This window comes from Pseudomonas sp. PA-5-4B (assembly GCF_021606215.1).
GTDB lineage: Bacteria > Pseudomonadota > Gammaproteobacteria > Pseudomonadales > Pseudomonadaceae > Aquipseudomonas > Aquipseudomonas edaphica.
In genome coordinates this window covers 39,068-63,925 of sequence record NZ_WKDB01000033.1, presented here as the reverse complement: position 1 = coordinate 63,925, position 24,858 = coordinate 39,068, and the positions used below count along the sequence as shown (strand labels likewise).

The window sequence follows — 24,858 nt, the reverse complement described above, 5'->3', positions numbered from 1 at the left end:
GAGCAAGCTCCCTCGCCACAAGGTGTTTTCAGTTCCAGACACCTTTACCGCTCAACCGCGCCCGATCATGCTCGGCATCAAACCTCAGCAACGGCCCCTTCGGCACAATCCCGGTGGGGTTGATCGTCCGATGGCTCGCATAGTAATGCCCCTTGATATGCGCAAAATCCACCGTCTCGGCCACGCCCGGCCACTGATACAGCTCCCTTAGCCAGTTCGACAAGTTCGGATAATCGGCAATCCGCCGCAGGTTGCATTTGAAGTGGCTGTAATACACCGCATCAAAGCGAATCAGCGTGGTGAACAGCCGCACATCGGCTTCGGTCAGGTATTCACCGGCCAGGTAGCGCTGCTCAGCCAAGTGCTGTTCCAGGCGATCCAGCTCGGTAAACACATCATCAAATGCGCTTTCATACGCCTGCTGCGAGGTGGCAAACCCTGCCCGGTACACGCCATTGTTCACCGCGGGGTAGATGCGCTCGTTCAGCGTATCGATTGTCGAGCGCAGGGCTTCGGGGTAGAAATCCAGAGTATTGCCGGTCAACCGGTTAAACGCGCTGTTGAACATGCGGATGATCTCCGCTGATTCATTGCTGACGATGCGCTTGAGCTTCTTATCCCACAGCACTGGTACGGTGACACGCCCGGTGTAATCGGCGGTGTCTGCGGTGTAGCGCTGGTGCATGAAGTCGAAGCCGTCGAGCTTATCGCCCGTCGAGCCGTGAGCCTTGTCGAAGGTCCACCCATTTTCCAACATCAGCCAACTGACCACAGACACGTCGATCAAGCTTTCCAAACCCTTGAGTTTGCGCAGGATCAGCGTGCGATGGGCCCACGGGCAGGCCAGGGAAACATACAGGTGATAGCGATCAGCCTCGGCTTTGAAACCGCCATCGCCGCTGGGGCCGGGCTCGCCATCGGCGGTCACCCAATTGCGCCGTTGCGCCTGCTCGCGCTGGAACGCGCCGTCTGCGCTACTTTCGTACCACTGGTCTTTCCAGTGTCCTTCGATCAGCAAACCCATGACTGGCTCCTTGGCTAATAAGCGTTGGAGCCCAGTCTAAAGGGATGAGTTCGAACTAAAAGCGCAAAGACCGGGCGGGAATTATCGATTAAATCGATTTGTCCCGCGCATCCCAGTACTGCTGGGCCAATTCGAACGCCTGTTCACGAGCGTGGCCGAGGCCGCGCAGGGCCAGGGCCATGGTTGCGATCAGCGCGAGTTGCGGGTAACTGTCCTCGACATCACCGCGCCACAAGGCTTTTAAATGCTCGGGTTCCAGGCTGGCCGGTTTGACGTGCCGCTGGGCGGAGAGGGCGGGCCACTCTTCGTCCCAGCTCTGGCCACCGGTGGTGCCATACAAATGGCTGAGGGTGTCCGGGTTGATCTCGACTTCGCCGCCATCTCCCTTCACCACAATCACATTATCGCCCAGCAGGCCGCTGGCATCGCGGTGTACGCGCTGGTAACCGGGGTGGAAAATGCTTTGCAGGCCGCAACGTGCATTCAGCGGGTTGAGCAGGCGCGCCAGGGAGTGAATCGGTGAGCGCAGGCCCAAGGTGTTACGCAAATCGATCATGCGTTGCAGTTGTGGCGCCCAGTCACCCAGCGGGATAAACGCCAGGTTGCCTTGCTCGAACGCCGTCTCGACCTGTTGCCAATTGCGACACAGCGGGATTTGCAGGCCTTGCAACAATTGCTCGGTGTACAAGCGGCCCGCCGTATGGGCACCACCGCCGTGCATCAGAATGCGCACCCCGTTTTGCGCCAGGCACTTGGCCGCCAACAGATACCACGGCAGATGGCGTTTTTTACCGGCGTAGGTCGGCCAATCGACATCCACATTCAGCGCTGGCGCATTCAGGCGCTCGCGCACGGCTTCGGTGAAACCGGCGAGCTCTTCCGGGCTTTCTTCCTTATGGCGCAGCAGCATCAGGAAGGCGCCGAGCTGGGTGTCTTCGACTTTTTCGTCGAGCAACATGCCCATGGCTTCGCGGGCTTCCTCACGGGTGAGGTTGCGCGCGCCGCGCTTGCCTTTGCCCAGGATGCGCACGAACTGCGCAAACGGGTGCTCGGCGGGGGTTTCAAGGGTCAGCGGGGCAAAGTCGGTCATAAGCAATTCGTCGGCCTGGGCAGGCCCGCCAGCTTGGCGGCAAGTTTGGCGGGGGTGCCATTGAAGAGTTTGTTGAGGTGCAGGCTGTTGCCCTTGTCCGTGCCGAGCTTTAAAGCGGTGTACTTGATCAGCGGGCGTGTGGCCGGGGACAGCTGAAATTCTGCGTAAAACCCGCGCAGCAGTTCGAGGATTTCCCAATGTTCGGCGGTCAATTCCAGGGGTTCAGCGGCGGCCAGGGCATTGGCCACGTCGATGGACCAGTCATCCAGGTTGACGAGGTAGCCGTCCTTGTCCAGTTCCAGCGTGCGTTCGCCTACGGTCAGGGTGTTCATAACCAGGTGTTGACCTTGTCGTAGTCGATCGACAGCTGCACAAAACCTGGGTAGTCGACGCTGTCGGCCCAGTCCGGCAGGGGCAGGTTGCGTGCCTGCATGTCTTCGGCCAGGACAAAGACCTTCACGCCCCGGGTTTGCAGGGCTGCGTTGTGCAGGCCGTAAGCGCCATCGCCACACAGCAGGATGGCGTCCTCGGCGCCGCACACGCGCAGGCAACTGGCCAGGCGGCTATCGGTAAACGGGGAGTGAGATACCACGTGCAAAGTCGACATCAGAGGGTCATCACCTGGTCATAACGGTCAATCAATTCGGCGATCGCGGCGCTGTCCAGCGCCTGCGCGCTGGCAGGTGTTGCGAGGCTGCGTTCGGCAAGGCTGTGGCTGCAAGCAAACACCTCATCAATGCCGAACAGGCCCAACGCCTGCAGGTTGGCGCTGAGGTCTTTTTGCTGCACGGCCTTGGCATCCTGATGGGTTGCCAGCTGGAACACGCCATCGTCCATAAACAGCAGGCCGATCGGCAGGTCAAAAGCGCCACCGGCCAATACGATATCCAGCGCCTCGCGCGCACTTGGCCCGGACCACGGTGCCTGGCGGCTGATCACCAATAAAGACTTGGCCATCTCACGGCCCTCCAAAACAGATCAGGCGGTCGGCAGCCTGGATGGCGTCATGCAATTGCCCCAGGCCCGACAACGCCCACGGCGCGTCGAGGTTCACCGCGCTGCGTTGATAACGCGTGGCTTCCTCAGTATTGAGTACGCCACGGCGCAAGGCGGCGGCGATGCACACCACGCCGTCGAGCTGATGCTGGCTGACAAACTCACGCCACTGGCGGGCAATGTCCTGCTCATCCTGGGGCGCAACGATGTTATTGGCAGCGCTGTACACGCCGTCCTGATAAAAAAACAGCCGCACAATCTCATGCCCACCGGCAAGCGCTGCCTGGGCGAACAGCAAGGCGCGGCGCGAGGAGGGCGCATGGGCGGCGGAAAATACTGCAATCGCAAACTTCATGGAACACTCTGCAAGCAAACCTGAGCCAATGATAAAGCCGCCGCCGCGAAAAAGCCCGCCGTGATCAAAACGGTCACTGTCGCTGATCGTTCTGACGATTGCCGCCAGGCGCAAGGCTGCCTAGGCTGTGGGCAGTCGCTACCCAAATGGAGTCTTTATGTCAGGTCCCTTGGCGTCCCTCAAAGTGCTGGATTTTTCCACCTTGCTGCCTGGCCCGTTCGCGTCCTTGTTGCTGGCGGACATGGGTGCCGAGGTGCTGCGTATTGAATCGCCCACGCGTATGGACCTGTTACGCGTGCTGCCGCCCCATGACCAGGGCACCTCGGCGAGCCACGCATACCTCAATCGCAACAAGCGCAGCCTGGCACTGGACCTCAAGCAGGCCGAGGCGCTGCAGATCGTGCGTGAGCTGGTCAAGGACTATGACATTGTCCTTGAGCAATTCCGGCCTGGGGTAATGGAGCGTCTGGGCCTGGGTTATGAGGCGCTGAAGGCGCTCAACCCCCGGCTGATTTATGTGTCGATCACCGGCTACGGTCAAACCGGGCCTTATAAAGACCGCGCCGGGCACGATATCAACTACCTCGCGTTGGCTGGCGTGGCCAGTTACACCGGCCGCCAGGACAGCGGGCCGTTGCCGCTGGGCGTGCAATTGGCGGATGTCGGCGGTGGTTCGTTGCACGCTGTGGTGGGGTTGCTCGCCGCCGTTATTGCCCGCCAGCACAGTGGCGTCGGCCAATACCTGGATGTGAGCATGACCGATTGCTCGTTCAGCCTGAATGCCATGGCCGGTGCGGGCTACCTGGCCTGTGGGGTCGAGCCGGATTGGGAGAGCCATGTGCTCAACGGCGGCAGCTTCTACGATTACTATCGCACGCGTGATGGGCGCTGGATGTCGGTGGGTAGCCTGGAACCGGCGTTTATGCGGCAATTGTGCGAAACGTTGGGAAGGCCGGAGCTGGCCATGCAAAGCTTGAAACCCGAGCAGCAAAAAGCCCTGAAGCTGGCGTTACAGGTCGAGTTTGAGAAGCGCAGCTTTGACGAGCTGCGTGAGTTGTTCGCCGGGGTGGATGCGTGTGTCGAGCCGGTGCTGAGCCTGAGTGAAGCGCTGGAGCATCCACAGTTGAAGGCGCGCGAGCTGGTCAGCCAGGTGCCACGGGGTGATGGCTCGACCCAGGCGCAACTGGCTTGCCCGCTGAAATTTTCCGAGGGGTTGCCGCAGCCTCGGCATATTGGCGTGGCGGTGGGGGCGCACAGTGATGAAGTGCTGGCTGAGTTGGGGCTCAGTGCTCAGCGGATAGACGAGTTGCGGCGGGCCAAGGTTGTTGGGTGACTGATCGGGCCTGCGATTAGGCCCTTACTCCACCCGAGTTTCCCCGGTGAATACCAAGGTGTGCCGACACCGCCTGCACAAATACCGCCGCCCCTGATTCACCAGCCCATGCCGCTGGGCCGAAAACGGGAAATCGCTGTCGGCACACGGGCAACGGTAGATATACCGGGTCACTTGGCGGCGCTTGATCGCATAAGTGTGGCAACGATCCGGCGGCAGTTCGTAAACCCCGCGCATGATCAGTTGCCATTCCTCGCCATGGGGCTGGATGCGCTCGCCAAACAATTGGTGGGCGATCAGATGCGCCACCTCATGGGCCACGGTCTGTTTGAGGAAGTGCTGGCTGTTTTCGCGGTACAACTGTGGGTTGAAGCGCAGCAGGTTCTCGTGCAAATGCGCGACACCGGCCTTCTGGCCCCGCAGCTTGAGGCTGACCTGGGGGCGTTTGAAGCTTCGTTTAAAAAAGGATTCGGCTTGTAGGAAACAATCTTCGACGCGGGTATTGAGTTGCTCGGGCATGCTGACCATATCTCCAGAGACGTCCAGTATGCCGCAAAAGCAGGTGTTTCCGAATCTGTCAGGCGCCGAATGGTCATGCATGACGCACAAAGCCACCTTGCGGTGGCTTTGCCTGCGGTTGATCAGCTTAGTTGGTGTAGATCGGGCCTACGCCCAGCCCCCAGACGATCACGGTAAACGCCATGATTGCCACCAGTACCACCAGGCCCACGGCCAAAACCGAGCTGGAAAACAGAAAGCCCTCGTCCGGGTCGATGTTCATAAACGTCGGCAGCCCCACATACAGCAAGTACACCGTGTAACAGATAGCCGCCGTGCCCACGACCATGCCCAGCCACATATGCGGATAGAGCGCCGCCAGCCCGCCGATAAACAGCGGGGTCGCGGTGTAGGTGGCAAACGCTACGCAGCGCGCCATGCTGGGGCTGGCGTCGTAGGTGCGGGCCATCCAATGGATGAATGCGCCCATCACCGCCACGCCGCCGAGCATCGCCGCGTAGGACATGAGGGTCATCCACAACGCACTTTCCTGGGTCAACATGACCGGGGCGCGGCTGCCGATCACCCAGCCGACCCGGGTGGTGCCGATAAAGGCCGATACGGCGGGGATCGCCGCGAGAATCAAAGTGTGAGTGAGGTACATGTGGCCGATACTTTCTTCCTTATCGCCACGAATTTCCCGCCATTCCTGGTCGGGATGGGTAAACAGCCCCACGACGTGATGGATCATGCCAGTCACTCCTGTCGTTATTACCATCGCCCCCCATCGGAGCGCCCACGGGCCAAATGGCCACATAAGGTCCTGGATAGTTGTGCGACCTTACGTCGCAGTATAGGAAGTGATGACCGGAAAAACTGTAGGGCTTTAGAGCAAATTGCGCTGTAAACATGGGCGCTAATCGCGCTGAGGTCTGTCAGTGACCACTGGTCCTACTGTGGGAGCTGGCTTGTCGGGTCGCCGCATCGCTGCGATAGCGGTGGATCAGTGATGTATTAGTTGCTGACACACCGCCATCGCAGGCAAGCCAGCTCCCACATTGGATCGGCGTCGCCCATTGAAGTATTTTTGCGTAAAATGCTGCGCTTTTCGTCACACACCTCTAGCGGATCCAAGCGCCATGGGCACTCTTACGGTCAACCAGAACAAACTGCAAAAACGCCTGCGTCGCCTGGCCGGGGAAGCGGTCGCCGATTTCAACATGATCGAGGACGGCGACAAGGTCATGGTCTGCCTCTCCGGCGGCAAAGACAGCTACACCCTGCTCGACGTGCTGCTGCACCTGCAAAAGGTCGCGCCGATCCAGTTCGAGATCGTCGCCGTCAACATGGACCAGAAACAACCGGGCTTCCCCGAACACGTGCTGCCGGCCTACTTGAAAGACCTGGGCGTCGAGTACCACATTGTCGAAAAAGACACCTACTCGGTGGTCAAGGAGCTGATCCCAGAGGGCAAAACTACCTGCTCGCTGTGCTCACGCCTGCGCCGTGGCACGCTCTACACCTTTGCCGATGAGATCGGCGCGACCAAGATGGCCCTGGGGCATCACCGTGATGACATCGTTGAGACCTTCTTCCTCAATATGTTCTTCAACGGCTCGCTCAAGGCCATGCCGCCCAAGCTGCGTGCCGATGACGGGCGCAACGTGGTGATCCGCCCGCTGGCGTATTGCAACGAGAAAGACATCCAGGCCTACTCCGACTTCAAGCAATTCCCGATCATCCCGTGCAACCTGTGCGGCTCTCAGGAAAACCTGCAGCGCCAGGTGGTCAAGGAGATGCTGGTGGACTGGGAGCGCAAAACCCCAGGCCGCACCGAAAGCATCTTCCGTAGCTTGCAGAATGTGCAGCCGTCGCAACTGGCCGACCGCAACCTGTTCGATTTCACCAGCCTTAAAATTGACGAGACCGCCGCTTCGCGCTTCGTCAATGTGGTGAACCTCTAAGACGTTTCAATGCTCTGAAAGACGGCGCTCACGGGCGCCGTTTTCAATTCAACTGCCAGGAGAGGGCATGCGCGATTACAAGTGGCTGCACGAATATTGTCTGAACCGCTTTGGTTCAGCGGCCGAGCTGGAAGCCCACCTGCCTGTACCCAAGACCCCGGCGCAATTGCGCAAGATCAGTGATGATCGCTACCTGTCGACCCTGGCGCTGCGGGTATTTCGCGCGGGGTTGAAGCACAGTGTGGTGGATGCCAAATGGCCGGCGTTCGAGCAGGTGTTCTTCGGCTTCGATCCGGAAAAAGTCGTGCTGATGGGCGCCGAGCACCTGGAACGCTTGATGCAGGACACGCGCATCATCCGCCACCTGGGCAAGCTCAAGAGTGTGCCGCGCAATGCGCAGATGATGCTGGACATTGAGCAGGAAAAAGGCAGCTTCGGCGCGTTTATCGCCGACTGGCCGGTGACTGATATCGTCAGCTTGTGGAAGTACCTGAGCAAGCACGGCCACCAGTTGGGCGGGCTGTCGGCGCCGCGCTTTTTGCGCATGGTCGGCAAGGACACGTTTGTGCCGAGTGATGACGTGGTGGCGGCCTTGAATGCACAGAAGATCGTCGACAAGGCGCCGACCAGCCTGCGGGATTTGGCGACGGTGCAGGGTGCGTTTAACCAATGGCACGCCGAGAGTGGGCGGCCGATGTGCCAGCTGTCGATGATGCTGGCTTACACGGTGAATCATTGAGACTGAGTTGATCCGATCGCAGGCAAGCCAGCTCCCACAGGGGAATGCATTCCAAGTGTGGGAGCTGGCTTGTCGGGTCGCCGCATCGCTGCGATAGCGGTCTTCAGGCAGGCTGCAAATCTGCCGCCAACCGCCGATTCAACTGATGCCGCCACCGCACATACAACAGCGCGGTACAAAACACCGCTAGACTCGCCAGCATCTCCAGCACCCCGAACCACTGCCGGTTCGGGTCATATGCCGCCAGTGCGCCCTTGATGAAATACAGGTTCACCACAAAACACATCCACGAATGCCCGCGCGCGCTGCCCAGCAGCATCCCCGGCGCCAGCACCAGCAGCGGCACCAGCTCGATCAGCAGGATCACCCATGGGCGCGCACCGTGCAGGTCGGCGATGAACAGGTAATACACGCACAGCAAGCCCACCAGCCCTAAAAAAGCCACCAGGCTCAGTACGCGTGCCACCTTGACCCGTGGTTCCAGCCACGCCTGGGGCGGCAGGACCTTAGGCTTTCTGGCCACGGCCGTTCTCCAGCAGCGTGGCGGTGGTGGCAAGACGCAGGCCGAGTGCCCGGCACAGGGTGATTTCGTGCTGATCGAGCATGCGTTTGCCGTCCGGCCCGGAATGGTGGCTGGCGCCATATGGCGTGCCGCCGCCCTGGGTGTCGAGCAAGGCTTGTTCGCTGTAGGGCAGGCCGGTGATCAGCATGCCGTGGTGCAGCAGCGGCAGCAGCATCGACATCAGTGTGGTTTCCTGGCCGCCGTGCAGGCTGGCGGTGGAGGTGAACACGCCGGCTGGCTTGCCGACGAGTGCGCCGGTGAGCCACAGGTTGCTGGTGCCATCGAGGAAGTACTTGAGCGGCGCGGCCATGTTGCCAAAGCGCGTCGGGCTGCCCAGGGCCAGGCCCGAGCAATTCTTCAGATCATCCAGGCTTGCATACAACGCGCCTTCGTCCGGGATGCTCGGCGCCACGGCTTCGCACTCGGTGGAAATCGCCGGTACGGTACGCAGGCGGGCTTCGAGGCCGCCTTGCTCGATGCCCCGGGCAATCTGCCGAGCCATTTCGCTGACCGAGCCATTGCGGCTGTAATACAGCACCAGCACATAGGGCGCGGTCACGGCAGCAACTCCAGCACGTTTTCCGGTGGGCGGCCGATGATGGCTTTTTCGGCGGTTGCCAGGATCGGGCGTTCCATCAGTTTCGGGTGCGCGGCGATGGTGGCAATCAACTGCGCCTCGCTGAGGCTGACGTCGGCCAGGTTGAGGGTTTTGTATTCGTCTTCGCCGGTGCGCAGCAGTTGGCGTGCGCTGATCCCCAGTTTTCTGAGCAAGGCCTTGAGTTGCGCGGCGTCCAGCGGCGTTTCGAGGTAGCGCACAACGGTCGGGGTCAGGCCGCGGGCTTCGAGCAGTTCAAGCGCACCGCGCGATTTCGAGCAGCGCGGGTTGTGATAAAGCGTCAGATCGGTCATGTGCGGGTCGCATCTTGCGTAAGGTGGCGGGTATTCTACCTGCGCGGCGACCCGTCCTTAAACCGTAAGAGGCGATAGGTCGCAGCCAACGTTCATTTTTTGCGAAGGATTTCCCCATGACTAGGCGACTGATCGGTGCATTGGCGATCATCACAACCCTGCTGCTCAGCGGCTGCGGTAACGATTACGGCGTTGACCAATATGGCAAGAAAGTGGCGGCCGAACGCCTGGACAAACAATGGGTGGTGGTCAATTACTGGGCCGAATGGTGTGGCCCGTGCCGCACGGAAATTCCGGAACTGAATACCTTGGCCGAACAGTTGAAAGGCCAGAACGTGGGCGTGTTCGGGGTCAATTTCGACAACGTACAGGGTGAAGAACTCAAGGCCGCCAGCGAGAAGCTGGGGATCAAGTTCACGGTGCTGGCGCAGAACCCGGAAGAGATTTTCGATATTCCACGCAGCGAGGCGCTGCCGGTGACTTACATCATTGATGACAAAGGCAAGGTGCGTGAACAGCTGATGGGTGAGCAGACGGCAGAAGGCGTGTTGGCCAAGCTCAAAGCCCTGCGTGGTTAAATCTGTGGGAGCTGGCTTGCCTGCGATGCGGTTGGCGCGGTGTATCAGGTACACCGCGGTGATGCTATCGCAGGCAAGCCAGCTCCCACAGAAAGCCAGATCATAAGGAAGTCGATCAGCCTTCTTCCAGCCACAGTCGAATCGGCTTGCCTTCAGCCGGCCAGAACCGGGTTTGCTCGATCGGTGAGATATCCCAGCGCTGCACACCTTGCAGGGCCTGGAAGAAGCGGTGCTCCTGCTCCATCAAGGCTTCGGCGCAGAGTTTGCGGGTGCTGCCGATCTTGCCGAAACTGAGCGTCCGGCCTTCGACGGTGTACGGCGCAAACCAGTGGTTGCAGCCGCCATTGCCGTAGGCGCGGCCATCGGCGCCGAGGGTGACGGTCAGGTGCGCGTAATCCATCAACGGCCGTTCGCCAATCCACTCCACCACGTAGCTGTGGTCTTGCTGCAGCTTTACCGCGTCACCGGCACAGCCCGTCAGGGCCACACCGAGGGCGGCGAGCAGCACGCCTTTCATTGCGCAGCCTGCTGGCATTTCGGGCAGCGGTGCTTGTCGCCTTCGCTGGCCCAGCCCAGTTCCTTGATGCGCGCATTGGCGGCCGGTTGCAGCGGCTCTTTGGCCAGCTTGGTTTCCACGGCGAATTCAAACTCCAGCAGGCTGTCGCAGCTGTCGCAGTTGACCTTCCAGGTGTGAATTTCCAGCTCGCCGAATTTCGGCCCCTGGGCCATGGCGACCCACTGGCCCGCCGGGCGAATGGAATAGCGCGCGTCACCTTCGACGGTCAGGCGCATCGACAGGGTTTTACTGCCGCGCAGGGTGACGATCAAGACGTCGCCATGCTTGATCGAACCACCGTTGCCGGTGACCTGGTAACGGCCCGGCACCAGGGCGCGGCATTCGATCAGGGTGTGTTGCGGGCTCAGCAAGCTGAAGCGGAAATCGTGTTCGGCCATGGATCCTCCAAATAGGCGCGGCATCCTATCACGGGTGCCGGCCTATCATGAGCCTGGTATATGACCGCTGATCAACCTTGCACAAGGTTCTGCGGCTGGCCATCGGCCCACGCGGCAATGTTGGCCAGCGTGGTGGCTGCGATTGCCGCCAGCGCTTCACGGGTCAGGAATGCCTGGTGGGCAGTGATGATCACGTTGGGAAAGGTCAGCAGGCGTGCGAGTACGTCGTCCTGCAGCGGCAGGTCGGAGCGATCCTCGAAAAACAACTGGGCCTCTTCCTCATACACATCCAGGCCCAGGTAGCCGAGTTGGCCGTTCTTGAGGGCCTCGATCAAGGCTGGCGTGTCCACCAGGCCACCGCGTCCGGTGTTGATCAGCATGGCGCCAGGCTGCATCTGTGCCAGGGAACGTGCGTTGATCAGGTGTTTGCTGTCGGCGGTCAGTGGGCAGTGCAGGCTGATGATCTGTGCCTGGGCCAATAGCTCTGGCAGGTTTACATAGCGGGCGCCAAGGGCCTGGACCTGCGGATTGGGGAATGGGTCGTAGGCGAGTAACTGGCAGCCGAACCCGGCCATGATCTTGGCAAAGGTGGCGCCGATCTGCCCGGTGCCGACCACGCCGACGGTTTTGCCGACCAAATCGAACCCGGTGAGCCCGTGCAGGCTGAAATCGCCATCGCGGGTGCGGTTATAGGCGCGGTGCAAGCGGCGGTTGAGGGCCAGGATCAGCGCAACCGCATGCTCTGCCACCGCGTGGGGCGAGTAGGCCGGTACGCGCACGATACTCAGGCCCAGGCGCTGGGCGGCGGCCAGGTCGACATGGTTGTAACCGGCCGAGCGCAGGGCAATCAGGCGCGTGCCGCCGGCGGCCAGGTGTTCCAGCACCGGTGCGCTGAGGTCATCGTTGATAAAGGCGCAGACCACTTCGTGGTGTTCGGCCAGGGCCACGGTGTCGAGGTTCAGGCGGGCCGGTTGGAATTGCAGCTCTACACCTGCCGGCAGCGGCTCGCCGAGAAAGCTGTCGCGGTCGTAGGTCTGGCTGCTGAAAAGAATGACGCGCATTAAAAATGCTCCCTGCAATCACTGAGTTTTAGGTAGGCCGATGCGGGCACCGGGCTTTTTGTGGGAGCTGGCTTGCCTGCGATGCGGGCAACTCGGTACATCAGGTACACCCAGTTGATGCCATCGCAGGCAAGCCAGCTCCCACCCAAGCCAGCTCCCACACAAGCCAGCTCCCACACAAGCCAGCTCCCACACAAGCCCGCTCAACACAGGCCTGGAGAAGCCTCAGGCGCTGACCCGTGCCTCACTGGCCAACCGCGCAATCGCCATGTCCAGTTCATCCAGCGCGGCGATGGCCTTGGCGTCGTCTTGCTTGAGCAAGGTTTCCGCGCGCTGGCAGGCGGCGCGCAATTGCGGCACGCCGCAGTAGCGGGTGGCGCCATGCAGGCGATGCACGCGTTCAATCAGCGCATTGTTGTCTTTGGCTTCACGGGCGGCGGTGATCGCCAGGCGATCGGCTTCCAGCGAGGCCAGCAGCATGGCGAGCATGTCGGCGGCCAGGTCGGCCTTGTTGGCCGCCAGGCGCAGGCCTTCCTCATGATCCAGTACCAGCAGTTGCACGCCGGGTGCCAAGCCGTCAGTCGCGCGCTCCGGCCCTTGATTGCGCAGGGCCAGGCCGGTCCACTTCAACACTACTTGGGCCAACTGCCGCTCGCTGATGGGTTTGGTCAGGTAATCGTCCATACCGCTTTGCAGCAGCGCGCGTTTTTCGTTGGCCATGGCGTGGGCGGTGAGGGCGACCACCGGCAGCGGCGTACCGTGGCGTTCGCTTTCCCATTGGCGGATCGCCTCGGTGCTTTGGCGCCCGTCCATGCCGGGCATTTGTACGTCCATCAGCACCAGGTCGAAGGTTTCCTGCTTCACCGCGTCAATGGCCGCATAACCGCTTTCGACCGCGTGCACCTTGGCGCCCATGTCTTCGAGCAACGTTTGCACCAGCAACAGGTTGGCCGGGTTGTCGTCCACGCAGAGTACGCGCGGCGCTCGGCTGGAGAGCGGTTCGCCGGGTTCGCTGCGCAATGGGCGCGGGCTGATCAGATCGGCCAGTGCGCGGCGCAGTTTGCGCGTACACGCAGGTTTGGCCTGCAACTGGCTGTTGGGGTTGGGCACTGACTGGTTGAACAACATCTGTTCGGTGGTCGGGCACAGCACCAGCACCTTGCAGCCCAGGTGTTCCAGGTCCCATAGATGCTGGTTGAGGCGTTCGGGCGGAATGTCATTGGCGGTGACACCGAGCACTGCCAGGTCGATTGCCTGTTCAGTCTGGTGTGCGCTGGTGATGCCGTTGGTCAGGCTTTCCAGGGTATTGAACGGTGTGACTTGCAGGCCGCAATCTTCCAGTTGGTGCTGCAACGCCTGGCGCGCGAGCTCGTGGTTTTCCAGCACGGCCACACGACGGCCGAGCAGCGGCGGGGAGGGCAGGTCTTCGGCGTCGTCGCGGGTTTTGGGCAGGCTCAGGCTGATCCAGAACTCCGAGCCTTCGCCCGGTGTGCTGTCGACGCCGATCTCACCGCCCATTTGCTCGATCAGCCGCTTGGAAATCACCAGGCCCAGGCCGGTGCCGCCGGGTTGACGCGACAGCGAGTTGTCGGCCTGGCTGAAGGCCTGGAACAACGCACGCACGTCCTGGTTCGACAGGCCGATGCCGGTGTCTTGCACACTGATGCGCAGTTGCACGCTGTCTTCCTGTTCGTCTTCGACCATCGCGCGGGCAACGATAGTGCCTTCGCGGGTGAACTTGATCGCGTTGCTGATCAGGTTGGTGAGGATCTGCTTGAGGCGCAACGGGTCGCCCACCAGCGCCAGCGGCGTGTCGCGGTACACCAGGCTGACCAGCTCAAGCTGTTTGGCATGGGCGGCGGGGGCGAGGATGGTGAGGGTGTCTTGCAGCAAGTCGCGCAGGTTGAAGGGCACACTGTCGAGCACCAGCTTGCCGGCTTCGATTTTCGAGAAGTCGAGGATCTCGTTGATGATACCCAGCAGGTTGTCGGCGGATTTTTCGATGGTGCCCAGGTAATCCAGCTGACGCGGCGACAGCTCGCTTTTTTGCAGCAGATGAGTAAAACCCAGGATGCCGTTGAGCGGCGTGCGGATTTCATGGCTCATGTTGGCCAGGAACTCCGACTTGATCCGGCTGGCCTCCAGGGCCTCCTTGCGCGCCAGGTCCAGCTCGATGTTCTGGATCTCGATGGTTTCCAGGTTCTGACGCACATCTTCGGTGGCCTGATCGATACTGTGTTGCAGTTCTTCCTGGGCATTTTGCAGGGTTTCGGCCATGCGGTTGATGCCCGAGGCCAATTGGTCCAACTCCTGGCTGCCCAACGGTGGCAGGCGGGTTTCGAGGTTGCCGTCCTTGAGTTGGGCCACAGCTTGCTTGATCTGGCCGATGGGCGAGTTGATCGTGCGGCTGATGCGCAATGCCAGGGCGGCCGTGCAGATCAGGCCGATGGCGATCAGCAGCAGGCTGGCAAACAGGCTGCGATAACCGCGCAGCAACATGCCATTGTGCGACAGCTCCACTTCGACCCAACCCAGCAGGCGATCGGCTTCATCGGGGATCAATTCGCCCGCGAGGTTGCGATGGCGACCGAACACCGGCAGCAGGTAGCGCGTGGCGTCATTGCCACTGCGCTGCAGCAGGTGCGAACTGTTGCCGACCGGCGCGAGGTTAAGCATGGTCGGGCCGGCGTGGGCCAGGGACGAGCGGTCCGGTGCCAGGAACGACACCGCGCGCACGTCCGGTTGCTCCAGCGACTGGGTGGCGATGCGTTCAAGCAGGTCGGTGTTCTTGCTGCTCAACGCCGGGGCCACCAGCGGCGCCAATTGCTCGGCGATCATTTCGCCGCGTTGCAGCAATTGGGTCTGCAACTCCGACAGCTGCATCCAGGTGAAATAGCCCCCCAACAACAGGGCCATCAGGCTGGTCGGTAATAAGGTCAGCAACAGTACGCGGCCTTTTATCCCCATTCTTCTAAGCACGCCACTCTCCTGCTACCACACTGTTTTCGTTTATCTGCGCGGGCATCCGGCCCACGCCACCTGCGCAGTGTAGCCATTTGCGCGGTGTGGAACCTCGCAAATTAATGATCGACGTCAATCTCCGACGTCAATCGCCGAGCGCAATCTTCGAACCATTGGCAGCCGGGTGGCGATTGCCTGTCACCGTTTAATCTTGAATAATCAGCGATTGAGAATGACTTGCAGACGCTAATGAATCCCGCAGTTGGCCTACCCAGTATCCTGGCAATCGAAGACGACCCTGTATTGGGCGCCTATGTGCATGAGCAACTGGGCTGCTGTGGCTTCCAGGTCACCTGGTGCCAGAACGGCCAACAGGGCCTGCAGATGGCACGTGACCAGGCGTTCGACGTGGTGTTGATGGACATCCTGCTGCCGGGCATGGACGGTTTGTCGATTCTTACCCATTTGCGCCAGCACCATGCGACGCCGGTGATCCTCATGTCTGCGCTGGGCGCCGAGGCCGATCGCATCAGCGGTTTTCGCCTGGGTGCGGACGACTACCTGCCCAAGCCGTTCAGCATGGTTGAACTGCGTGTACGCATCGAAGCCATCCTGCGCCGCGTGGCCCTGGACCGGCGGCCGTTGCCGCTGCGTTTACCGGCGCATGACGATGCCCGCAGCCTGCGTTTTGACGATGAACTGTACGACGTGTTCTTTCAAGAACACTGGGCCGGGCTGACGCGCAGCGAGTATCGCTTGCTCGAGACCTTGCACCGTAGCGCCGATGAAGTGCTCAGCAAAGCCTTCCTTTACCAGCATGTGTTGCAGCGCGGTTACGCGCCTCACGATCGCAGCCTGGACATGCATATCAGCCAGATTCGCCGCAAGCTCAAGGCCATCGGCTACAGCGAGCGCGAAGTGCGCACGGTGTGGGGCAAGGGTTATGTACTGAGCGGCCATGATGAAGGGCTTTGAGCGGCTGCCCGGCCGGCACTCGTTATTCTGGAAGCTCGCCTGCCTGCTGATCGCCTTCTGTTTGCTGATGATCTGGCTCAGTTGGTCCTGGGGCCGCTATATGGAAGAGCAGAACGCCTATGTGGCCGAGGAGTCCCGCGAGATTTTGCGCGGCTATGCCGCGGGCGCGGAATTGGCCTGGAGTACCCAGGGCAGTGCTGGCGTGGACGCCTGGTTGCAGCTGATGGCCACGCGCGAATCGACCTGGATCGGGGTGATCGGCCACGACTTGCAGTCGCTGAGCAGCCTGCCGCTGAGCGACAAGGAAAGCCAGCGCCTGACTTTTCTGCGCGGGCTGGAGTGGCCGGTCAGCCGACACGTCAAAGGCCTGCCCTGGGTGAAAATCCCATTCCCGGTCAACCCTGGCGCCGGCTCGCTGGTAATCGAATTACCCAAGCGCTTTATGCCGGGGCGCTATCAGGTGTTCTGGCGCGTGGTGACCAACGGCGTGATTCCCGGCCTGTTTACCTTGCTGCTGTGCGTGGGGCTTTATCGGCTGCTGATCATGCCGCTGAACCAGTTGCGCGAGCAGGCCAACGCCTGGCGCGCCGATCAATTGAATACGCGCATGTCCCGCGAGGCCACCAGCCGCCAGGATGAATTGGGTGAGTTGGGCCGCGCCTTTGACCACATGTCCGAGCGTTTGCAGGGCACGGTGGAGTTGCAGCAACAGTTATTGCGGGACATGTCCCATGAGCTGCGCACGCCGTTGAGCCGTTTGCGCGTGGCCTGTGACAGTGAGCAGGATCTAGCGCAGTTGCGCGAGCGCCTGGGCCGGGAGATTGACGCCATGCAGCGCCTGGTGGAAGACAGCCTGCAACTGGCCTGGCTGGACAGCGAGCGAACGCGGTTACCCGAGGAAGCCATCCAGCTTCCGGCCTTGTGGGACATGCTGCGGGAAAACGCTTGTTATGAAAGTGACTGGCCAGCAGCGCGTTTGCCGTGTCTGTTGCCCGTCGACTGCTGGGTGCGCGGCAACCTGAATGCGCTGGCCCAGGCCCTGGAAAATATCCTGCGCAATGCCATACGACATTCCCCCGCTCAGGGGCAGGTGACGCTGGACGGCTGTCGCGAGGGCGATGATTGGCATATTTGGCTGCAAGACCAGGGCGGCGGTATTGATGAGCAGGACTTGGAACGTATCTTTGCGCCGTTCACCCGCCTCGAAGGCTCACGGCCGGGTGATGGCGGTTTTGGTCTGGGCTTGAGCATCGCCCGCAATGCGGTACAGCGCCAGGGTGGGACGTTGTGGGCGCAGAACAGCGCGCAAGGTTTGTGCGTGCACCTGCGGCTGCCAGCGCGCTAGCTGTCAGGTGCGTCGTTGTTTGCGCTTCTTCCACTGGTGCGCGACCCACCAGCGCCAGTAACCCATCGTCAGGCAGTAGGCCAGCGCGGCCAGCACCAGCCCGCACACCACGGAACCCAACAGGAACGGCTGCCACAGTGTGCCCAGTTGGCTGCTGATCCACTCCCAGGTCAGGTTGTCGGGCAGGCTGCGCGGCGGCGTGTTCATCAGCCAGGCGCCGGTCAGGTAGGTGCAGAAGAACACCACCGGCATGGTGATCGGGTTGGTCAGCCACACCAGGCTCACGGCAATCGGCATATTCCCGCGCACAGCGATCGCTAGCACAGCCGCCAATAACATCTGCAACGGAATCGGGATAAACGCCGCGAACAGGCCCACTGCCATGGCGCGGGCGACGGAATGGCGGTTCAGGTGCCAGAGGTTGGGGTCATGCAACAACGTGCCGAGAAATCGTAAGGACTTGTGTTCCCGGATACTCGTGGGGTCGGGCATGTACCGTTTGAATAAGCGCCGGGGCATAAGGGGTCCAGGTCAGTTCGAGGGGCAAGTATGCCCGCATTCTATAAACAGAAAATTCAGACTTTGTGACAAAACATCAGAGGCCGCGGGAAGTATCCGACTAAGACTAGTGGATCACTGGAAAAGGATGATTCATGAGAACAGGGATGTTCGCGTTCGGAATGGGCTTGTTGTCGCTGCGATTTTTACCCGCATTGCCCGCCACCGCGTGGCTGCTGGCCATGTTGGTAGTGGCCTTGATGTTGCTGCCGTTTCGTACCTATCCGCTGGCGTTTTTGCTGTTGGGCGTGAGCTGGGCGTGCATGAGCGCGCAATGGGCGTTGGACGACCGATTAAGGCCGGCTCTGGACGGTCAGACTCGCTGGGTTGAGGGGCGCGTCATCGGGTTGCCGCAAACCACCAGCACCGGCGTGCGCTTCGAACTGGCCGACAGCCGGTCACGCAAGGCCCGGCTGCCCAAGCGTATCCGGCTGTCCTGGCATGGCGGCCCGCAGGTTAACAGCGGCGAGCGCTGGCGTCTGGCGGTTACGCTCAAGCGGCCGGCGGGCCTGCTCAACTTCCAGGGGTTTGACTACGAGGCCTGGCTGCTGGCCCAGCGCATCGGTGCCACCGGCTCGGTGAAAGATGGCCAACGCCTGGCGCCGGCTCGCCATGCCTGGCGTGACAGCGTCCGCCAGCGCCTGCTGGCGGTGGATGCTCAGGGCCGCGAGGCGGGGCTGGCAGCCTTGGTGCTGGGCGACGGCTCGGGGCTGGCAACCGAGGATTGGCGGGTGTTGCAGGACACCGGCACGGTGCACCTGTTGGTGATTTCCGGCCAGCACATTGGCTTGCTGGCCGGTTTGATCTACGCGCTGGTGGCCGGGCTGGCGCGCTACGGTTGCTGGCCCCGCGCCTTGCCCTGGCTGCCGTGGGCCTGCGGCCTGGCATTTGCTGCCGCGCTGGGTTATGGCCTGCTGGCGGGGTTCGGTGTTCCGGTGCAGCGGGCTTGCGTGATGGTCGGGTTGGTGCTGCTGTGGCGTTTGCGGTTTCGCCACTTGGGTGTGTGGTGGCCGTTATTACTGGCGTTCAATGCCGTGCTGGTGCTGGAGCCGCTGGCCAGTTTGCAGCCGGGGTTCTGGTTGTCGTTTGCCGCCGTGGCCGTGCTGGTGCTGGCGTTCAGCGGGCGTTTGGGCGCGTGGAGCGTCTGGCAGGCCTGGACCCGTCCCCAATGGTTGATCGCCATCGGTTTGTTTCCGGTGCTGCTGGTGCTGGGGTTGCCCATCAGCCTTAGCGCCCCGGTGGCCAATCTGTTTGCCGTGCCGTGGATCAGCCTGGTGGTGCTGCCGTTGGCACTGCTGGGCACCGCACTGTTGGCGGTGCCGTGGGTGGGAGAGGGCCTGTTGTGGTTGGCCGGTGGCGCACTGGATGGCCTGTTCACAGGCTTGGCGCTGCTGGCCGGGCTGCGCGCAGCATGGGTGCCCGCCGACGTGCCGTTGGGTTATTGGTTGATCAGCGTCACGGGCGCGGTGCTATTACTCTTGCCCAAAGGCGTGCCATTGCGGCTGCTGGGCTGGCCGATGCTGCTGTTGGCCGTCTTTGCCCCTAAACCATTGGTGCCGCACGGGCAGGTGGAGGTGGTGCAATTGGATGTCGGCCAGGGGCAGGCGGTGATCCTGCGCACGCGCCATCACGCCATGCTCTACGACGCAGGCCCGCGCTCGGGGGTGGTTGACCTGGGCGCGCGCGTGGTGCTGCCATCCCTGCAAAAGGTTGGGGTGGCGGCGTTGGACGCGATGGTGATCAGCCACGCTCACGCGGACCATGCCGGCGGTGCCGCAGCGGTTGCCCGTGTGCTGCCCGTCGGGAGGGTTATCGGCGGAGAGACCGAAGGGCTGCCGGCTTTTCTCGCCGCCCAGCCCTGTAACAATGGCGAGCGCTGGGAGTGGGATGGCGTGTCATTCGAGGTGTGGCGATGGCCTGGCGCCACCAGCAGCAATCCGAAATCCTGCGTCTTGCAGGTACAGGCCCGTGGCGAGCGGTTGCTACTGACGGGTGATATTGATGAGGCGGCTGAAACAGCCTTTCTCGCTTCGCCCTTGGCGGTGCCGACCGATTGGCTGCAAGCGCCGCACCATGGCAGTCGCAGTTCCTCGTCCTGGGCGTTTTTACAGCGGCTTGCGCCCAAGTCGGTGCTGATTTCCCGCGGCCGTGGCAACGCATTCGGGCATCCCCATCCGCAGGTGATGGCGCGTTACCAGGCGCTGGGCAGCCGGGTCTACGACAGCGCCGAGCAAGGTGCCGTGCGTGTGCAACTGGGCAGTTTTAGAGCACCGGTTGTTGCGCGCAGTCAACGGCGATTCTGGCGCGAAGCGTTACCGTAATACAGGCTTACCAAACACCTGGGCCTGCGACAGGCGGGCCTGGCGCCTGCGAACCACGCGGGTGAACCTATATGGTAAAGTGGCGCACTTTTTCGAGGGGACATTCACTGTGTGGGAATTGGTCAAATCCGGCGGCTGGATGATGTTGCCGATTATCTTGAGCTCCATCGCCGCACTCGGCATCGTTGCCGAACGTTTGTGGACCCTGCGCGCCAGTCGCATAACCCCCGAGCATCTGCTGGGGCAGGTGTGGGGCTGGATCAAGAACAAACAGCTGGATAAAGAAAAACTCAAGGAGTTACGCGCCAACTCGCCGTTGGGTGAAATCCTCGCAGCGGGCCTCGCCAATTCCAAACATGGTCGCGAGATCATGAAAGAATGCATCGAAGAGGCCGCTGCCCGCGTCATCCACGAAATGGAGCGCTATATCAATGCTCTCGGCACCATCGCAGCCATGGCGCCGCTGCTTGGTTTGCTGGGCACGGTGCTGGGCATGATCGACATTTTCAGCTCGTTCATGGGTTCAGGCATGACCACCAACGCTGCCGTCTTGGCCGGGGGTATTTCCAAGGCCTTGATCACCACGGCAGCCGGCCTGATGGTCGGTATTCCGTCGGTGTTTTTCCACCGCTTCCTGCAGCGTCGCATCGATGAACTGGTGGTCGGCATGGAGCAGGAAGCCATCAAGCTGGTGGAAGTGGTGCAGGGCGATCGTGATGTCGATTTCGTTGAGGGTCGAGCGTGAAATTTCGCCGCAAGCAACGGGAGAATGTTGATATCAACCTGGCGTCGCTGATCGACGTGGTCTTTATCCTGCTGCTGTTTTTTGTCGTGACTACCACCTTCACCCGCGAAACCCAACTGCGCGTTGATTTACCCGAAGCAGTGAGTGGCTCACCGGCCGAAGACCAGGAAATTAAGCAGCTGGACATTGCCATCAGCGCCGACGGGGTGTTTTCGGTAAATAACCAATTGCTCGAAAAAAATGACCTTGCCAGCCTGATGGATGCCCTGCAGAAAGAGTCCGGCGGCGATACCAATATGCCTCTTTCCATCAGCGCTGACGGCAAAACCCAGCACCAAGCCGTGATCACCGCCATGGACGCCGCCGGCAAGCTGGGCTTCAGCCACCTGCGCATGACCACCGTCGAGGCGGCGAGCCCGCCCTGATGGCTATGTCCGATCGTTTGCTCAAGGCGTGGTACGAGGGCCATCCGGCACTCGTACTGCTGCGGCCGCTGGAATCTATGTACCGTCACGTTGTACAGCGCAAACGCGCGCGCTTCCTGGCGGGCGAGGGTGAGATTTATCAACCGCCGGTGCCTGTGGTGGTGGTGGGCAATATCACCGTCGGCGGCACCGGCAAGACGCCGTTGATCCTGTGGCTGATCGAACACTGCCGGCGCAGCGGCCTGCGGGTCGGCGTGGTCAGCCGCGGCTATGGTGCCAAGCCGCCGCAGTTGCCGTGGCGGGTCGAGGCCAGCCATAGCGCCGAAGTAGCGGGCGATGAGCCGTTGCTGATCGTTCAGCGCTGCGGCGTACCCCTGATGATCGATCCAGACCGCAGCCGCGCCGTCAAAGCCTTGCTGGCCAGTGAACCCCTTGACCTGATCCTCTCCGACGATGGCCTGCAGCATTACCGCCTGGCCCGCGACCTGGAACTGGTGCTGATCGACGCCGCCCGTGGCCTGGGCAACCGCCGTTGCCTGCCTGCCGGGCCTTTGCGCGAACCGGTGGAGCGCCTGCATAGCGTGGATGCGCTGTTGTACAACGGCGCCGGAGCCGATCGCGAGGATGGGTTTGCCTTTCGCCTGCAACCCACGGCGCTGATCAACTTGAAAACCGGTGAGCGCCAATCGGTGGAGCACTTTGCCGCCGGCCAGCGGGTCCATGCCGTCGCGGGTATCGGTAACCCGCAACGTTTCTTCAATACCCTCGAAACGCTACACTGGCAGCCGATTCCCCATGCATTTGCCGACCATGCGCCGTACAGCGCAGAGGTGTTGAATTTCACACCGTCATTGCCCTTGGTGATGACCGAAAAAGACGCGGTGAAGTGCCGCGCCTTTGCCCAGCCCGACTGGTGGTACCTTGCAGTGGATGCACTGCCGTCACCGGCGTTTGTGGCCTGGTTCGACACGCAATTGATGCGCCTGCTGCCCGCCCGACTTTTGCCTTAAACCGCTTTTTCCAGGAAATACTCATGGACACCAAACTGCTCGACATCCTCGCTTGCCCGATCTGCAAAGGCCCGCTCAAGCTCAGCGCCGATAAAACCGAGTTGATCAGCAAGGGCGCCGGCCTGGCTTATCCGATCCGTGATGGCATTCCGGTAATGCTGGAAAGCGAAGCCCGTACCCTGACCACCGATGAGCGCCTGGATAAATGACCACCGCCTTTACCGTTGTCATTCCTTCGCGCTACGCCTCCACGCGCCTGCCGGGCAAGCCGCTGCAATTGATCGGCAACAAGCCGATGATCCAGCTGGTGTGGGAACAGGCCTGCAAAAGCAGCGCCGAACGCGTGGTGGTTGCCACCGATGACCCGCGCATTATCGAAGCCTGCAAAGGTTTCGGTGCTGAAGCGGTGCTGACCCGTGAAGACCACAATTCCGGCACCGACCGCCTGGCCGAAGTCGCCACGCAGTTGGGGTTGGCGCCCGACGCGATCGTGGTCAATGTGCAGGGTGACGAACCCTTGATCCCGCCGTGCGTGATCGATCAGGTCGCCGCCAACCTGGCCGCCCACGGCGAGGCGCGTATGGCGACCCTGGCCGAACCGATCGAAGACATCGACACCCTGTTCAACCCGAACGTGGTCAAAGTGGTCAGCGATATCAATGGCCTTGCGCTGACCTTCAGTCGCTCGACCCTGCCTTGGGCGCGGGATGCGTTTGCCAAACAGCCCGACGTATTGCCCCAGGGCGTACCGTACCGTCGCCATATTGGCATTTATGCCTACCGCGCCGGTTTCCTGCATGACTTCGTCAGCTGGGGGCCGTGCTGGCTGGAAAACACCGAGTCCCTGGAACAGCTGCGTGCCCTGTGGCACGGTGTGCGTATCCACGTGGGCGATGCGCTGGAAGCGCCGCCAGCCGGTGTCGACACCCAGGAAGACCTTGAGCGCGTCCGTCGCCTGCTGGGGGCCTGATGGAGGTTCTGTTCGTCTGCCTGGGTAATATCTGCCGCTCGCCCACCGCCGAAGGTGTGCTGCGCCATAAATTGCGCGAAGCGGGGCTGGCCGGCCAGGTTGAAGTGGCGTCTGCCGGCACGGGTGAATGGCACATCGGCAACCCGCCGGACCAGCGCAGCCAGCGCGCGGCGCTGGTGCGCGGTTACGACTTGTCGGCCCAGCGTGCCCAGCAGGTTTCCCGTGCAGACTTTGCTCGATATGACCTGATCCTGGCCATGGATCACAGCAATCTGCGCAACCTCAAGGCGTTGCATCCTGGCCAAGGTAAAGCCGAGCTGGACTTGTTCCTGCGTCGCTATGACGCCGAGGTGGACGAAGTGCCAGACCCTTACTACGAAGGCGAGCAAGGCTTCGAACGGGTTCTGGACCTGATCGAGCGGGCCTGTGATTTATTGGTGATCGAATTGAAGGGGCGGTTATGACCTTGCAAGTGCTTGCGCAGGTATCGCTCAAGCCATTCAACAGCTTTGGCATCGACGTGCGCGCCCAGTGGTTTGCCGAGGCCCGCAGCGACGCCGATGTGCGTGAAGCCCTGGCCTATGCAACGGCGCAGTCATTACCACTGTTGGTGATCGGCGGTGGCAGCAACCTGCTGTTGACCCAGGATATCCAGGCGTTGGTGTTGCGCATGGCCACCCAGGGCATTCGGGTGCTGCAGGACGACGGTGTAAACGTGGTGGTCGAAGCCGAAGCGGGCGAAGCCTGGCACCCGTTTGTAGTGTGGACCTTGGAACACGGCTTCTGCGGCCTCGAGAACCTCAGCCTCATCCCAGGCACCGTCGGTGCTGCGCCGATGCAGAACATCGGCGCCTACGGTGTGGAGATCAAGGACGTGTTTGCCGGCCTCACCGCACTGGATCGCCACACCGGCGAACTGCGCGACTTCAGCCTGCAAGAATGCAACTTCGCCTACCGTGACAGCCTGTTCAAGCACGAAACCGGGCGCTGGCTGATCCTGCGGGTGCGTTTCGCCCTGAGCCGCGCCAGGCACCTCAAGCTCGACTACGGCCCGGTGCAGCAGCGCCTGGCCGGGCAGGGCATCACTGAGGCGACGCCGAGTGATGTCAGCCGTGCCATTTGCAGCATCCGCCGTGAAAAACTGCCCGACCCGGCAGAACTGGGCAATGCCGGCAGTTTCTTCAAAAACCCACTGGTGTCCCATGTGTTGGCGGCTGAGCTGAAGGCGCAGTATCCGGATCTGGTGGCATACCCGCAGGCCGATGGGCAGATGAAGCTCGCCGCTGGCTGGTTGATCGATAAAGCCGGCTGGAAAGGCTTTCGCGACGGCGATGCCGGCGTGCATAAACTGCAGGCGCTGGTGCTGGTCAACTATGGCGCGGCCACTGGGCATGATATTGCCAACCTGGCACTGCGCATCCAGCGTGATATTGCTGAGCGTTTCAAGGTCGATCTGGAAATGGAACCTAACCAGTACTGAGCGTT

At 61.6% G+C, this 24,858-nt stretch carries 30 protein-coding genes; 14 read left to right on the top strand and 16 right to left on the bottom strand.

Annotation, left to right across the window (positions count from 1 at the left end; translation table 11 throughout):
• Positions 1 to 28 precede the first annotated feature (28 nt).
• The 6 genes from GIW28_RS17610 to tusD form a co-directional block, all read right to left on the bottom strand.
• A complete protein-coding gene (locus GIW28_RS17610; protein WP_236447721.1) occupies positions 29 to 1,024 on the bottom strand; it encodes a glutathione S-transferase family protein in 996 nt (331 codons plus the stop codon).
• Positions 1,025 to 1,112: 88 nt separating this feature from the next.
• Positions 1,113 to 2,114: a glycosyl transferase family protein gene (locus GIW28_RS17605; RefSeq protein WP_236447720.1), complete on the bottom strand. Its 1,002-nt coding sequence runs from the start codon at positions 2,112 to 2,114 to the stop codon at positions 1,113 to 1,115.
• Positions 2,111 to 2,446, bottom strand: a complete 336-nt coding sequence (locus GIW28_RS17600; RefSeq protein WP_099548022.1) for a TusE/DsrC/DsvC family sulfur relay protein — start codon at positions 2,444 to 2,446, stop codon at positions 2,111 to 2,113. The genes GIW28_RS17605 and GIW28_RS17600 overlap by 4 nt, the downstream gene beginning before the upstream one ends.
• Positions 2,443 to 2,721: a sulfurtransferase complex subunit TusB gene (gene tusB / locus GIW28_RS17595; RefSeq protein WP_065931003.1), complete on the bottom strand. Its 279-nt coding sequence runs from the start codon at positions 2,719 to 2,721 to the stop codon at positions 2,443 to 2,445. Before tusB ends, GIW28_RS17600 begins: the two co-directional genes overlap by 4 nt.
• Complete coding sequence (gene tusC / locus GIW28_RS17590) at positions 2,721 to 3,071, bottom strand: sulfurtransferase complex subunit TusC (protein ID WP_099548021.1); 351 nt, start codon at positions 3,069 to 3,071, stop codon at positions 2,721 to 2,723. The genes tusB and tusC overlap by 1 nt, the downstream gene beginning before the upstream one ends.
• A gap of 1 nt (position 3,072) precedes the next feature.
• Complete coding sequence (gene tusD, locus GIW28_RS17585; protein WP_058419924.1) at positions 3,073 to 3,465, bottom strand: sulfurtransferase complex subunit TusD; 393 nt, start codon at positions 3,463 to 3,465, stop codon at positions 3,073 to 3,075.
• 157 nt (positions 3,466 to 3,622) lie between these two features.
• Between tusD and GIW28_RS17580 the strand changes: the two genes are divergently transcribed.
• Positions 3,623 to 4,798 (top strand): CaiB/BaiF CoA transferase family protein, encoded by a 1,176-nt coding sequence (locus GIW28_RS17580; protein ID WP_169988272.1) that lies wholly within the window; start codon positions 3,623 to 3,625, stop codon positions 4,796 to 4,798.
• 24 nt (positions 4,799 to 4,822) lie between these two features.
• Here the strand turns inward: GIW28_RS17580 and GIW28_RS17575 are convergent, their stop codons facing one another.
• Complete coding sequence (locus GIW28_RS17575) at positions 4,823 to 5,317, bottom strand: SprT family zinc-dependent metalloprotease (protein ID WP_138450916.1); 495 nt, start codon at positions 5,315 to 5,317, stop codon at positions 4,823 to 4,825.
• A 127-nt stretch (positions 5,318 to 5,444) separates the two neighbouring features.
• Positions 5,445 to 6,047, bottom strand: coding sequence for a Yip1 family protein (locus tag GIW28_RS17570; protein WP_099548019.1), 603 nt, complete (start codon positions 6,045 to 6,047; stop codon positions 5,445 to 5,447).
• A 388-nt stretch (positions 6,048 to 6,435) separates the two neighbouring features.
• On the opposite strand from GIW28_RS17570, the gene ttcA reads away from it, so the two are divergent.
• Together ttcA and GIW28_RS17560 are read left to right on the top strand one after the other, a co-directional pair.
• Entirely contained in the window at positions 6,436 to 7,260 is an 825-nt protein-coding gene (gene ttcA / locus GIW28_RS17565; protein WP_017136579.1) for a tRNA 2-thiocytidine(32) synthetase TtcA, read from the top strand.
• Positions 7,261 to 7,327: 67 nt separating this feature from the next.
• Complete coding sequence (locus tag GIW28_RS17560) at positions 7,328 to 7,999, top strand: DNA-3-methyladenine glycosylase I (RefSeq protein WP_099548017.1); 672 nt, start codon at positions 7,328 to 7,330, stop codon at positions 7,997 to 7,999.
• A 103-nt stretch (positions 8,000 to 8,102) separates the two neighbouring features.
• Here the strand turns inward: GIW28_RS17560 and GIW28_RS17555 are convergent, their stop codons facing one another.
• From GIW28_RS17555 to arsC, 3 genes are read right to left on the bottom strand one after another with little or no spacing between them, the layout of a single operon-like run.
• Positions 8,103 to 8,522 carry a DUF2069 domain-containing protein gene (locus tag GIW28_RS17555; RefSeq protein WP_236447021.1) on the bottom strand — a complete coding sequence of 140 codons (420 nt, stop codon included), beginning with the start codon at positions 8,520 to 8,522 and terminating at the stop codon, positions 8,103 to 8,105.
• Positions 8,506 to 9,120: an NAD(P)H:quinone oxidoreductase gene (gene wrbA / locus GIW28_RS17550; RefSeq protein WP_017136576.1), complete on the bottom strand. Its 615-nt coding sequence runs from the start codon at positions 9,118 to 9,120 to the stop codon at positions 8,506 to 8,508. The genes GIW28_RS17555 and wrbA overlap by 17 nt, the downstream gene beginning before the upstream one ends.
• The gene (gene arsC, locus GIW28_RS17545; RefSeq protein WP_236447022.1) at positions 9,117 to 9,470 is read right to left on the bottom strand and encodes an arsenate reductase (glutaredoxin); all 354 of its coding nucleotides are present in this window, start codon (positions 9,468 to 9,470) and stop codon (positions 9,117 to 9,119) included. The genes wrbA and arsC overlap by 4 nt, the downstream gene beginning before the upstream one ends.
• 116 nt (positions 9,471 to 9,586) lie before the next feature.
• Here arsC and GIW28_RS17540 point away from each other — a divergent pair, with 116 nt between their 5' ends.
• Positions 9,587 to 10,048 carry a TlpA family protein disulfide reductase gene (locus GIW28_RS17540; RefSeq protein ID WP_017136574.1) on the top strand — a complete coding sequence of 154 codons (462 nt, stop codon included), beginning with the start codon at positions 9,587 to 9,589 and terminating at the stop codon, positions 10,046 to 10,048.
• Positions 10,049 to 10,163: 115 nt separating this feature from the next.
• Here GIW28_RS17540 and GIW28_RS17535 read toward each other — a convergent pair whose 3' ends face one another.
• The 4 genes from GIW28_RS17535 to GIW28_RS17520 form a co-directional block, all read right to left on the bottom strand.
• Positions 10,164 to 10,565, bottom strand: coding sequence for an META domain-containing protein (locus GIW28_RS17535; RefSeq protein ID WP_017136573.1), 402 nt, complete (start codon positions 10,563 to 10,565; stop codon positions 10,164 to 10,166).
• On the bottom strand, positions 10,562 to 11,002 hold the full coding sequence (locus GIW28_RS17530; protein WP_017136572.1) for a hypothetical protein: 441 nt from the start codon (positions 11,000 to 11,002) through the stop codon (positions 10,562 to 10,564). Before GIW28_RS17530 ends, GIW28_RS17535 begins: the two co-directional genes overlap by 4 nt.
• Before the next feature lie 71 nt (positions 11,003 to 11,073).
• Positions 11,074 to 12,063 (bottom strand): 2-hydroxyacid dehydrogenase, encoded by a 990-nt coding sequence (locus GIW28_RS17525; protein WP_017136571.1) that lies wholly within the window; start codon positions 12,061 to 12,063, stop codon positions 11,074 to 11,076.
• 225 nt (positions 12,064 to 12,288) lie between these two features.
• On the bottom strand, positions 12,289 to 15,042 hold the full coding sequence (locus tag GIW28_RS17520; RefSeq protein ID WP_017136570.1) for a response regulator: 2,754 nt from the start codon (positions 15,040 to 15,042) through the stop codon (positions 12,289 to 12,291).
• A 231-nt stretch (positions 15,043 to 15,273) separates the two neighbouring features.
• On the opposite strand from GIW28_RS17520, the gene GIW28_RS17515 reads away from it, so the two are divergent.
• Positions 15,274 to 15,999, top strand: coding sequence for a response regulator transcription factor (locus GIW28_RS17515; RefSeq protein WP_186617686.1), 726 nt, complete (start codon positions 15,274 to 15,276; stop codon positions 15,997 to 15,999).
• A complete protein-coding gene (locus GIW28_RS17510; RefSeq protein ID WP_169988387.1) occupies positions 15,986 to 17,344 on the top strand; it encodes a sensor histidine kinase in 1,359 nt (452 codons plus the stop codon). The genes GIW28_RS17515 and GIW28_RS17510 overlap by 14 nt, the downstream gene beginning before the upstream one ends.
• Positions 17,345 to 17,347: 3 nt before the next feature.
• On the opposite strand, the gene GIW28_RS17505 is transcribed toward GIW28_RS17510, so the two are convergent.
• Positions 17,348 to 17,863, bottom strand: coding sequence for a DUF2062 domain-containing protein (locus GIW28_RS17505; protein WP_017136567.1), 516 nt, complete (start codon positions 17,861 to 17,863; stop codon positions 17,348 to 17,350).
• A 134-nt stretch (positions 17,864 to 17,997) separates the two neighbouring features.
• Here GIW28_RS17505 and GIW28_RS17500 point away from each other — a divergent pair, with 134 nt between their 5' ends.
• The 8 genes from GIW28_RS17500 (at position 17,998) to murB (ending at position 24,853) form a co-directional block, all read left to right on the top strand.
• Positions 17,998 to 20,223: a DNA internalization-related competence protein ComEC/Rec2 gene (locus tag GIW28_RS17500; protein WP_236447023.1), complete on the top strand. Its 2,226-nt coding sequence runs from the start codon at positions 17,998 to 18,000 to the stop codon at positions 20,221 to 20,223.
• Positions 20,224 to 20,332: 109 nt separating this feature from the next.
• Entirely contained in the window at positions 20,333 to 20,968 is a 636-nt protein-coding gene (locus tag GIW28_RS17495) for a MotA/TolQ/ExbB proton channel family protein (RefSeq protein WP_016969293.1), read from the top strand.
• Positions 20,965 to 21,393, top strand: a complete 429-nt coding sequence (locus GIW28_RS17490) for an ExbD/TolR family protein (protein WP_017136564.1) — start codon at positions 20,965 to 20,967, stop codon at positions 21,391 to 21,393. The genes GIW28_RS17495 and GIW28_RS17490 overlap by 4 nt, the downstream gene beginning before the upstream one ends.
• On the top strand, positions 21,393 to 22,403 hold the full coding sequence (lpxK, locus tag GIW28_RS17485; protein ID WP_099548010.1) for a tetraacyldisaccharide 4'-kinase: 1,011 nt from the start codon (positions 21,393 to 21,395) through the stop codon (positions 22,401 to 22,403). The genes GIW28_RS17490 and lpxK overlap by 1 nt, the downstream gene beginning before the upstream one ends.
• Positions 22,404 to 22,426: 23 nt before the next feature.
• Positions 22,427 to 22,612, top strand: a complete 186-nt coding sequence (locus GIW28_RS17480) for a Trm112 family protein (RefSeq protein WP_003174668.1) — start codon at positions 22,427 to 22,429, stop codon at positions 22,610 to 22,612.
• Positions 22,609 to 23,373: a 3-deoxy-manno-octulosonate cytidylyltransferase gene (kdsB, locus tag GIW28_RS17475; protein WP_017136562.1), complete on the top strand. Its 765-nt coding sequence runs from the start codon at positions 22,609 to 22,611 to the stop codon at positions 23,371 to 23,373. The genes GIW28_RS17480 and kdsB overlap by 4 nt, the downstream gene beginning before the upstream one ends.
• Positions 23,373 to 23,837, top strand: coding sequence for a low molecular weight protein-tyrosine-phosphatase (locus GIW28_RS17470; protein ID WP_017136561.1), 465 nt, complete (start codon positions 23,373 to 23,375; stop codon positions 23,835 to 23,837). Before kdsB ends, GIW28_RS17470 begins: the two co-directional genes overlap by 1 nt.
• Positions 23,834 to 24,853 carry a UDP-N-acetylmuramate dehydrogenase gene (gene murB / locus GIW28_RS17465; RefSeq protein WP_236447024.1) on the top strand — a complete coding sequence of 340 codons (1,020 nt, stop codon included), beginning with the start codon at positions 23,834 to 23,836 and terminating at the stop codon, positions 24,851 to 24,853. Before GIW28_RS17470 ends, murB begins: the two co-directional genes overlap by 4 nt.
• The last annotated feature ends 5 nt before the right edge of the window (positions 24,854 to 24,858 follow it).

Bases quoted from the DNA above. Each gene is read 5' to 3' on its own strand.
- GIW28_RS17610 (WP_236447721.1), bottom strand. From the start codon at position 1,024: ATGGGTTTGCTGATCGAAGGACACTGGAAAGACCAGTGGTACGAAAGT.
- GIW28_RS17605 (WP_236447720.1), bottom strand. From the start codon at position 2,114: ATGACCGACTTTGCCCCGCTGACCCTTGAAACCCCCGCCGAGCACCCG.
- GIW28_RS17600 (WP_099548022.1), bottom strand. From the start codon at position 2,446: ATGAACACCCTGACCGTAGGCGAACGCACGCTGGAACTGGACAAGGAC.
- tusB (WP_065931003.1), bottom strand. From the start codon at position 2,721: ATGTCGACTTTGCACGTGGTATCTCACTCCCCGTTTACCGATAGCCGC.
- tusC (WP_099548021.1), bottom strand. From the start codon at position 3,071: ATGGCCAAGTCTTTATTGGTGATCAGCCGCCAGGCACCGTGGTCCGGG.
- tusD (WP_058419924.1), bottom strand. From the start codon at position 3,465: ATGAAGTTTGCGATTGCAGTATTTTCCGCCGCCCATGCGCCCTCCTCG.
- GIW28_RS17580 (WP_169988272.1), top strand. From the start codon at position 3,623: ATGTCAGGTCCCTTGGCGTCCCTCAAAGTGCTGGATTTTTCCACCTTG.
- GIW28_RS17575 (WP_138450916.1), bottom strand. From the start codon at position 5,317: ATGCCCGAGCAACTCAATACCCGCGTCGAAGATTGTTTCCTACAAGCC.
- GIW28_RS17570 (WP_099548019.1), bottom strand. From the start codon at position 6,047: ATGATCCATCACGTCGTGGGGCTGTTTACCCATCCCGACCAGGAATGG.
- ttcA (WP_017136579.1), top strand. From the start codon at position 6,436: ATGGGCACTCTTACGGTCAACCAGAACAAACTGCAAAAACGCCTGCGT.
- GIW28_RS17560 (WP_099548017.1), top strand. From the start codon at position 7,328: ATGCGCGATTACAAGTGGCTGCACGAATATTGTCTGAACCGCTTTGGT.
- arsC (WP_236447022.1), bottom strand. From the start codon at position 9,470: ATGACCGATCTGACGCTTTATCACAACCCGCGCTGCTCGAAATCGCGC.
- GIW28_RS17540 (WP_017136574.1), top strand. From the start codon at position 9,587: ATGACTAGGCGACTGATCGGTGCATTGGCGATCATCACAACCCTGCTG.
- GIW28_RS17535 (WP_017136573.1), bottom strand. From the start codon at position 10,565: ATGAAAGGCGTGCTGCTCGCCGCCCTCGGTGTGGCCCTGACGGGCTGT.
- GIW28_RS17530 (WP_017136572.1), bottom strand. From the start codon at position 11,002: ATGGCCGAACACGATTTCCGCTTCAGCTTGCTGAGCCCGCAACACACC.
- GIW28_RS17525 (WP_017136571.1), bottom strand. From the start codon at position 12,063: ATGCGCGTCATTCTTTTCAGCAGCCAGACCTACGACCGCGACAGCTTT.
- GIW28_RS17515 (WP_186617686.1), top strand. From the start codon at position 15,274: ATGAATCCCGCAGTTGGCCTACCCAGTATCCTGGCAATCGAAGACGAC.
- GIW28_RS17510 (WP_169988387.1), top strand. From the start codon at position 15,986: ATGAAGGGCTTTGAGCGGCTGCCCGGCCGGCACTCGTTATTCTGGAAG.
- GIW28_RS17505 (WP_017136567.1), bottom strand. From the start codon at position 17,863: ATGCCCCGGCGCTTATTCAAACGGTACATGCCCGACCCCACGAGTATC.
- GIW28_RS17500 (WP_236447023.1), top strand. From the start codon at position 17,998: ATGAGAACAGGGATGTTCGCGTTCGGAATGGGCTTGTTGTCGCTGCGA.
- lpxK (WP_099548010.1), top strand. From the start codon at position 21,393: ATGGCTATGTCCGATCGTTTGCTCAAGGCGTGGTACGAGGGCCATCCG.
- GIW28_RS17480 (WP_003174668.1), top strand. From the start codon at position 22,427: ATGGACACCAAACTGCTCGACATCCTCGCTTGCCCGATCTGCAAAGGC.
- kdsB (WP_017136562.1), top strand. From the start codon at position 22,609: ATGACCACCGCCTTTACCGTTGTCATTCCTTCGCGCTACGCCTCCACG.
- GIW28_RS17470 (WP_017136561.1), top strand. From the start codon at position 23,373: ATGGAGGTTCTGTTCGTCTGCCTGGGTAATATCTGCCGCTCGCCCACC.
- murB (WP_236447024.1), top strand. From the start codon at position 23,834: ATGACCTTGCAAGTGCTTGCGCAGGTATCGCTCAAGCCATTCAACAGC.